Genomic DNA, 6,730 nt, shown 5'->3' on the forward strand with positions numbered 1-6,730 from the left:
CACCTTTGCGGAGTTTAGCAGCCATTACAGCACCTCCGGGGCGAGCGAGATGATCTTCATGAAGTTTTTCGCGCGCAGCTCGCGAACCACCGGCCCGAAAATACGGGTGCCGACCGGCTCGCCCGAGTTGTTCAGGATGACGGCCGCGTTGCGGTCGAAGCGGATCGACGTGCCATCTTCACGACGAACTTCCTTGGCGGTGCGCACGACGACGGCCTTGCGGACGTCACCTTTCTTCACGCGGCCGCGCGGAATGGCCTCTTTCACCGAGACGACGATGATGTCGCCGACCGATGCGTAGCGGCGATGCGGGCCGCCGAGGACCTTGATGCACTGAACACGGCGAGCGCGCTGTTGTCGTGCCGGCATCCAGATTGGTCCGCATCTGGATCATTGAGTTTCTCCCGACCTTAAAGTACCTGCAGCGCCGTTCCCAGGTTTCGATTAAGCTGGGAGGAAGCTTATCTGATCAGATCAGACAATAACTTCCCGCTTTCGGTTTCGACTTCGGCGCACATTCCTGAATACGGACGGTATTGCCAACGTTGAACTGGTTCGTTTCGTCGAGCCCGGTACTTTTGGACTTACGATGGTCTTTTGAGAACCGGTGCTTCAGCGGCGCTCCACGGACACGGTTACAGTTTGTTCGTTTTGGTTCGGGTTACGACCCGGAAAATATTTAGGTATTGGTGTCGTTCTTATCCAGCCGCTGCTGCGGTTTTCGTTCAGAATAGCTTCTGCTGCCGCGCGGCGTGCTTTGCAATCCGAGCGGTGCTGAGCTGACCCGTGGCCCGCTGAAAGCGCGGTTGAAGGATTCTTTCTTCAGGTTTGCCAATTCTTCGCGGACTGGTCCGGCGTTTTGGCACGCATCTCAAAGGTTCATATTCGCTCTCCTTAATTCTAGTGGCACCGGAATGTCCCCTTTGGGGTGACATTCAGCCGTGGGTTGCGTCAACGCACACGACCTCTGTCGGGAATCACGCGATGCGTTCCATAAGGGGTAAGGCCATGCTGGCAAGGGCAGATTGCCAGTAACGTACAAACGTGGCTAATTTGGCAGTTGAACGGGATACGTCCCCGCCCAGCCCTCTGGGTATCACGGGCTTCGATCTTCACCTCGATCACACCGTCAGATCTCCACGCTGACAGGGAGCGAGTGAAGGGTGCTCATCGACATGTGGTGAAACAGACGCGGTGGACCAACTCGGTCCCGTCAGGAGCCAACACCCGCCAACCGTCGGCGGATCCCACCCCGTATCAGGATGCGACAGCGGACGTCAAATGCGCCGCCTTCCCTGAACGGGCAGCCTTGACTGCTTCGATTACGGGGGGTCCGCGGCGAGCGGTGGCGGCAGGAGGAAAGCGACAATATATTTCTATAGCTCCACCTTAACCCGCCCCGCGCCGCGTGCCACATCACATCTTTATCAGCGTAAAACCCGCGCACAGAGCACGGGGCTTTCGCAGGGATCTCGCGGGCCGAAACCCGGCGTTGTTATTCTTCTTCTGCCTCACCGGCAGAGCATATTTCGACGCGTGATTCTGTTCACCGATCCGCTCGATCAGGCTCAGTTGCACCCAGCCAGCTCTGGGCCAACTTCGTCAATCGCGATGGGCCCGAACAATTTTCGACTTGAGATCACCCGCCTCATAGGCAGCTTTCGCGGCCTTTGTAAAAGGCAGTGGCTTCTTTCTCGTCCTTGAGATCCTTCGCAAACATGTCTTGCAGCGACTTGGCGATTTTCGGCGTAGCCGCAAAGGTTATTTTTTCGGCCGTTGCCCAATTCGAACATCCGCTCAAGGAACAGGTCCGAGTGTTCGGTTTCCTCAGAAACTCGCGCATCCGGTCATTAGTTTGTCGAGCCCCAATCGTCAAGCGCATGGGCGTGCAACTGGTATTGGTGAGCGGCAGCCAGCCCGCTCTGAAAGCAACAGGTTTCCAGCGGTCGCCGCCACCGCAATATGCATCGTTCACCGCCAATATGTGGGGGATTTGACGAAAATCGCCCGAGACGCCTTTCCGGCCACGTGTGGCAAAATCCCGCCACCGCACGGGAGATTACCAACCGCGACATCCTTTGCCCCCTTTATAGCCCGCCGAGCGGTAGAAATCAGCGGGAGGAGTTGGTCATTGCTATTCCATCGCTGAGGATGACAGGCGCTACCAGTGGTGCGAGGACAACAACTATCCTGCTACACCTTACGCCCGCTGACCGACCTGCCGTGGCGGTTTCCGGTGTTCAAGGACATGGTCGCCTCGACAAACACGTTGCTGCCTTTGCGCAGGATTTGCAGTTCAACCTCGATGATCGCAAACTCGTGCTCGAAGATCTATGGATCAACATCCTACCCGAAGGGCCTATCATTCGGCCCACATCCATCCGCATTCCCAGGATCTCGGGGACGACCGTGGCGATGCCGGAAGGGGCCTCGGCGCTCCGCCTCGAAGACCCGCGCCATTCACGCATGATGGCCGCCCCTCCTCGCCTCAAAGACGCACGGCGCGAGATGCGACTTCATCTACCTGAAACCCGGGTCGGTGATGTGATGCTCTGGGAAAGTTGGCTACGCCACGGTCGTGATGAACCAAAGCGAGTTTGATCGGGTGTCGGTGAGTTTTAACTATCGGTGGGGAGAGTAACGGTTCGACCACCGCTTGAGACGGTCACCCCGCCTATGAACAGCCCGAAGATGTTATAATAACCCCCGCCAAACACGCGACGGGGCATTTCCACTTCGCCCTACCGCTGGCTCATCACTTTGCCGTTGTGCAGCAGGCGTGAACGCCATGGGATGGGGTTGCGCAGGGCGAAGTGGGCCATGCAGAATTCTCCGCCTCTTCCATCAGATCACGGATACGCTCTTCGGCTCATCGCCGTCGATCAAGACGTGGGTTTCGATGTGCTCGGTGGAGCCTTCTGTCGTGCGGCCATCCGCGCATCGTTGACAGGTTGGTCTTGAACCTGACCTTTTGCTCGATCATCGATTTAATCTTGATCCCGCGAGCGGTGTAAATGTCCGTGGTGCGTCATCAGCAGAACGATCCCCGCGCGAAAGCCAAAGGCGGCGGTGCGGTGTCGTCACCCACGGGCGTCTGCTCGTCGCAATAGAGGCGCAGGCGAGAATCGGGGATGTTGACCTGCACAACGCCTGTTTTCTTTTTGCGCTCGGTAGACTCTGCGTCATCACGACCTCGAACTCCAGTGGCTCGCGACGGCCTTTTAAACGGTTTCGGCTCGAACTGCGTTGGCTGTGGCAAAGCGTCATTGCGCTCGCCGACGATAGTGCGTCGGACATAGAGATCTCCCTTTTGTGTGTTGCATCCACGACGATGTGCGTGGATTGAAGCCACCCTGTCAAATCTGTGGTGCGAAAAGGCGACCCCGCCCGCGACGATACGAACCGGGTAAAAAGCCCCGCCATTTCTGACGGGGCTTTCTATCTTTAGACCTTGGTGCGCTCGTCGCTTTTGCTTACAAAGCAACTGCGCACGCTGATCGTAAACGCTTGCGCGCCATGCGACCTTACCAGTCTTCGCGAACCACAGTGTGAGTTTTGATCGGCAACTTCATTGCAGCGAGGCGAAGCGCTTCGCGCGTGATGTCGTCCGACACACCGTCGATTTCGAACATTACGCGGCCAGGTTTGACCTTACATGCCAATAATCCACGGAACCTTTGCCTTTACCCATACGAACCTCGGTCGGTTTCGATGTAACGGGCAGGTCAGGGAAGATGCGGATCAAACATGGCCTTGACGCTTCATGTGACGCGTCATGGCACGACGTGCAGCTTCGATCTGACGCAGTTACGCTCGGGTTGCAGGGCTTTGAGGCTGTACGTGCCGAAGTTCAGATCAGAACTGCTCGGTCACCGTGGATACGGCCTTGTGGGCTTTGCGGAATTTAGTACGCCGGCTGAAGCATGGCTCAGGTCTCCATGACGGCCGCGGTCGCCGCGAGGCGCCGGACCAGCTTGGCTTTCAGCGCGACGGTCACGAGCCCTGGGTCGTGTCCATAATCTCGCCTTTGAAGATCCAGGTTTTAATACCAATGATGCCGTAAGCCGTTTTGCTCAAGGTGCATAGTCGATGTCTGCACGCAGTGTATGGAGCGGAACGCGACCTGCGGTACCATTCAGTACGCGCGATTTCAGCACCACCGAGACGGCCCGTAACGTTCACTTTGGTGCCGAGGGCACCGTGCGCATTGCGTTTTGTACGGCACGTTTCATTGCGCGGCGGAAGGACACCAGCCTGGCTGCGTGCGTGCTCTCGGAAACGAAACAGCGTCCAGTCGGGCTTGCGCCTTCAACGATGTTGAGGTGCAGTTCGCCGTCTGTCATCGTGGCGATTTTCTTGCGCAGGGTTTCGATATCTGCGCCTTTCTTTGCCAATGATGACACGGGGCGTGCAGTGGATTGTGACGGCACTTTTTGTGCGGACGTTCGATGATGCAGGTAATGCCGGCTTGCTTGCATTCTTCTTTGACGAACGCGCGGATTTTGATGTCTTCGAGAAGAAGATCACCGTAGTCCTTGTATCGGCGTACCAGGGCTGTCCCAGGCAGTTGACCTGGAGGCGTGCCAATCGCTGACCTTATGACCCATTAGTTTTGTTCTCGCTTGACGCACCTTGATGGTGATTTCAGCGAACGGCTTCATGATCTTGCTGAAACGGCTACGATACGCGGACGACCGCGTTTCATGGTCAGGTTCTTTTAACCCAAGCCTCTGCAACGATGAGTTCATCGACGTCGAGATTGTGGTTGTTTTCGGCGTTAGCGATAGCGGACCGAAGGCATTTCTTCACGTCTGCTGCGATACGCTTGCTGGAGAAAGTGAGGTCCGTAAGGGCCTTGTCACTCTCTTGCCACGGACCGTCTGAGCTACGAGGTTCATTTTGCGGGAAACGCCAAGCATGCGGGTTGCCGCCATTGCTTCGTTGTCTGCCACGCGGCGGGGATTCTTATCCTTGCCCATGGCTTACTTCCTCTTCGCTTTCTTGTCGGCGGCGTGACCGTAGTAGGTACGGGTCGGTGCGTATTCGCCGAACTTCTGACCAATCATGTCCTCGGACACGTTGACCGGGATGTGCTTCTGGCCGTTGTAGACGCCAAACGTCAGACCCACGAACTGGGGCAGGATCGTCGAGCGGCGCGACCAGATCTTGATGACTTCGTTACGACCCGACTCGCGCGACTTCTCTGCCTTCTTCAGGACATAAGAGTCGACGAACGGACCTTTCCAGACGGAACGCGACATGGATTACCGCCCCTTCTTCTTGGCGTGACGCGAGCGGATGATCAGCTTCTGCGACGCCTTGTTGGTGTTGCGGGTGCGCTTGCCTTTGGTCGGCTTGCCCCATGGCGTCACCGGGTGACGACCACCCGAGGTACGACCTTCACCACCACCGTGCGGGTGGTCGATCGGGTTCATAACAACACCACGGACCGATGGACGCCGCCTTGTGGCGGATACGACCAGCTTTACCGGGTTCTGGTTGAGTTGTCGCTGGATACGCACCAACGGTGGCCATGCATTCCTGACGGACCATACGCAGTTCACCCGAAGAAGGCGGATCTGAGCGTAGCCACCATCGCGACCAACGAATTGGCGTAGAAACAGGCACGAGCAATCTGACCACCTTGCCAGCTTGAGCTCGACGTTGTGGACGGTGTACCAATTGGCATGCCGGAGAACGGCATTATGTTGCCTGGCTTAACGTCGGCTTTGCAGATGCGATCACCTGTCGCCTACAGCCAAACGCTGAGGAGCAAGGATATAGGCTTGCTCGCCGTCTTCATATTTCACAGCGCGATGAACGCGGTGCGGTTCGGGTCATATTCGATACGTTCTATCAGCGGATACGTCAAACTTATTGCGTCGGAAATTACGATACGATAGAGACGCTTCGCCCCGCCGCCTCGGCGGCGGATGTGATCCGTCCGGTACTGTTCGACCGCCCGACTTCGACAAACCCTCAGTAAGGACGACGGGGCGACCTTTTAAAGCTCCGAACGGTCGATGGGAACCAACCCACGTTGGCCAGGCGTCGTCGGCTTACATGACTTAGTGCCATTTCGTCTTCCGTTTGCTCTGTCTTACGTGCGCCTTCGTGAGCGCGACCTGTTCCGTTTAGGCCCGAGCGTTTCCACCTGTTCCACACAAAATGGCCCAAACGACACCCCGAATCGGGACGCCGTGGACAGTTCCATCCGTTACTGACAAATCAGAACTTTTCTGAATAGTCCGGCCCCGCCGTATCAGCGGGGCCGAGACCCGTCTCTCTATCAGAGACCAGTCGAGACGTCGATAGAATTGCTTCCTCGAGCGTCACATAGCTTTTTAACGTCCTTACGTTTGCCGCCATGCCGCGAAAACGTTTGGTTTACCCTTGGTGATGGTGGTGTTAACCGCCTTCACTTCACGCCGAAGAGCGCCTCGACGGCCTCTTTGACCTGGGGTTTGGTCGAGTCGATCGCCACTTCGAAAACCACGGTGCCGTTCTCGCCGACCATGGTGGATTTCTCGGTGATGATCGGCTTGCGGATCACGTCGTAGTGTTGTGCCTTAGCGGTCATTTCAGTCGAGCCTCCAGAGCTTCGACACCCGCCTTGGTGATCACCAGGGTGTCACGCTTGAGGATGTCATACACGTTGGCGCCGACGGAGGGCAGCACGTCCAGACCTTCGATGTTCGCGGCGGCGCGGGCAAAGCCCTCGTTCACTGCG

General features: G+C 57.2%; 7 protein-coding genes and 6 pseudogenes. 3 read left to right on the plus strand and 10 right to left on the minus strand.

Annotated elements, in window-relative coordinates; translation table 11 throughout:
• Window positions 1-24: 24 nt before the first annotated feature.
• Window positions 25-394 (minus strand): annotated as a pseudogene (gene rplN / locus ACN0RJ_RS23030) (50S ribosomal protein L14).
• Between the two features lie 75 nt (window positions 395-469).
• A pseudogene (gene rpsQ / locus ACN0RJ_RS23035) lies at window positions 470-687 on the minus strand (30S ribosomal protein S17).
• A gap of 1,046 nt (window positions 688-1,733) precedes the next feature.
• Between rpsQ and ACN0RJ_RS23040 the strand changes: the two are divergent.
• A complete protein-coding gene (locus ACN0RJ_RS23040; RefSeq protein ID WP_417725829.1) occupies window positions 1,734-1,997 on the plus strand; it encodes a hypothetical protein in 264 nt (87 codons plus the stop codon).
• Window positions 1,998-2,223: 226 nt separating this feature from the next.
• Complete coding sequence (locus ACN0RJ_RS23045) at window positions 2,224-2,601, plus strand: TIGR02466 family protein (RefSeq protein WP_417725830.1); 378 nt, start codon at window positions 2,224-2,226, stop codon at window positions 2,599-2,601.
• Between the two features lie 923 nt (window positions 2,602-3,524).
• Here the strand turns inward: ACN0RJ_RS23045 and rplP are convergent.
• The 3 genes and pseudogenes from rplP to ACN0RJ_RS23060 form a co-directional block, all read right to left on the minus strand.
• Window positions 3,525-3,925: pseudogene (gene rplP / locus ACN0RJ_RS23050) on the minus strand (50S ribosomal protein L16).
• A gap of 68 nt (window positions 3,926-3,993) precedes the next feature.
• The gene (locus ACN0RJ_RS23055; protein WP_417725831.1) at window positions 3,994-4,182 is read right to left on the minus strand and encodes a hypothetical protein; all 189 of its coding nucleotides are present in this window, start codon (window positions 4,180-4,182) and stop codon (window positions 3,994-3,996) included.
• Window positions 4,179-4,478 carry a hypothetical protein gene (locus ACN0RJ_RS23060; RefSeq protein ID WP_417725832.1) on the minus strand — a complete coding sequence of 100 codons (300 nt, stop codon included), beginning with the start codon at window positions 4,476-4,478 and terminating at the stop codon, window positions 4,179-4,181. The genes ACN0RJ_RS23055 and ACN0RJ_RS23060 overlap by 4 nt, the downstream gene beginning before the upstream one ends.
• Between ACN0RJ_RS23060 and ACN0RJ_RS23065 the strand changes: the two genes are divergently transcribed.
• A complete protein-coding gene (locus ACN0RJ_RS23065; RefSeq protein ID WP_417725834.1) occupies window positions 4,394-4,594 on the plus strand; it encodes a hypothetical protein in 201 nt (66 codons plus the stop codon). The genes ACN0RJ_RS23060 and ACN0RJ_RS23065 overlap by 85 nt on opposite strands.
• Window positions 4,595-4,622: 28 nt before the next feature.
• On the opposite strand, the pseudogene rplV reads toward ACN0RJ_RS23065, so the two are convergent.
• The 5 genes and pseudogenes from rplV to rplD form a co-directional block, all read right to left on the minus strand.
• Window positions 4,623-4,979: pseudogene (gene rplV, locus ACN0RJ_RS23070) on the minus strand (50S ribosomal protein L22); the annotation flags it as partial.
• A gap of 3 nt (window positions 4,980-4,982) precedes the next feature.
• Window positions 4,983-5,261 (minus strand): 30S ribosomal protein S19, encoded by a 279-nt coding sequence (gene rpsS, locus ACN0RJ_RS23075; RefSeq protein ID WP_068315468.1) that lies wholly within the window; start codon window positions 5,259-5,261, stop codon window positions 4,983-4,985.
• A 3-nt stretch (window positions 5,262-5,264) separates the two neighbouring features.
• Window positions 5,265-6,034, minus strand: a pseudogene (gene rplB, locus ACN0RJ_RS23080) (50S ribosomal protein L2).
• 255 nt (window positions 6,035-6,289) lie between these two features.
• Window positions 6,290-6,580 (minus strand): annotated as a pseudogene (locus tag ACN0RJ_RS23085) (50S ribosomal protein L23).
• Window positions 6,577-6,730 (minus strand): 50S ribosomal protein L4 (gene rplD / locus ACN0RJ_RS23090; protein WP_417725833.1); only part of this gene is annotated, 154 nt, incomplete at its 5' end. The pseudogene ACN0RJ_RS23085 and the gene rplD, both read right to left, overlap by 4 nt.

The organism is Salipiger sp. (genome assembly GCF_048261495.1).
Classification (GTDB): domain Bacteria; phylum Pseudomonadota; class Alphaproteobacteria; order Rhodobacterales; family Rhodobacteraceae; genus Salipiger.

Coding starts and splice junctions, on each gene's coding strand:
- ACN0RJ_RS23065 (WP_417725834.1), top strand. CDS start 4,394: ATGATGACACGGGGCGTGCAGTGGATTGTGACGGCACTTTTTGTGCGG.
- ACN0RJ_RS23060 (WP_417725832.1), bottom strand. CDS start 4,478: ATGCAAGCAAGCCGGCATTACCTGCATCATCGAACGTCCGCACAAAAA.
- rpsS (WP_068315468.1), bottom strand. CDS start 5,261: ATGTCGCGTTCCGTCTGGAAAGGTCCGTTCGTCGACTCTTATGTCCTG.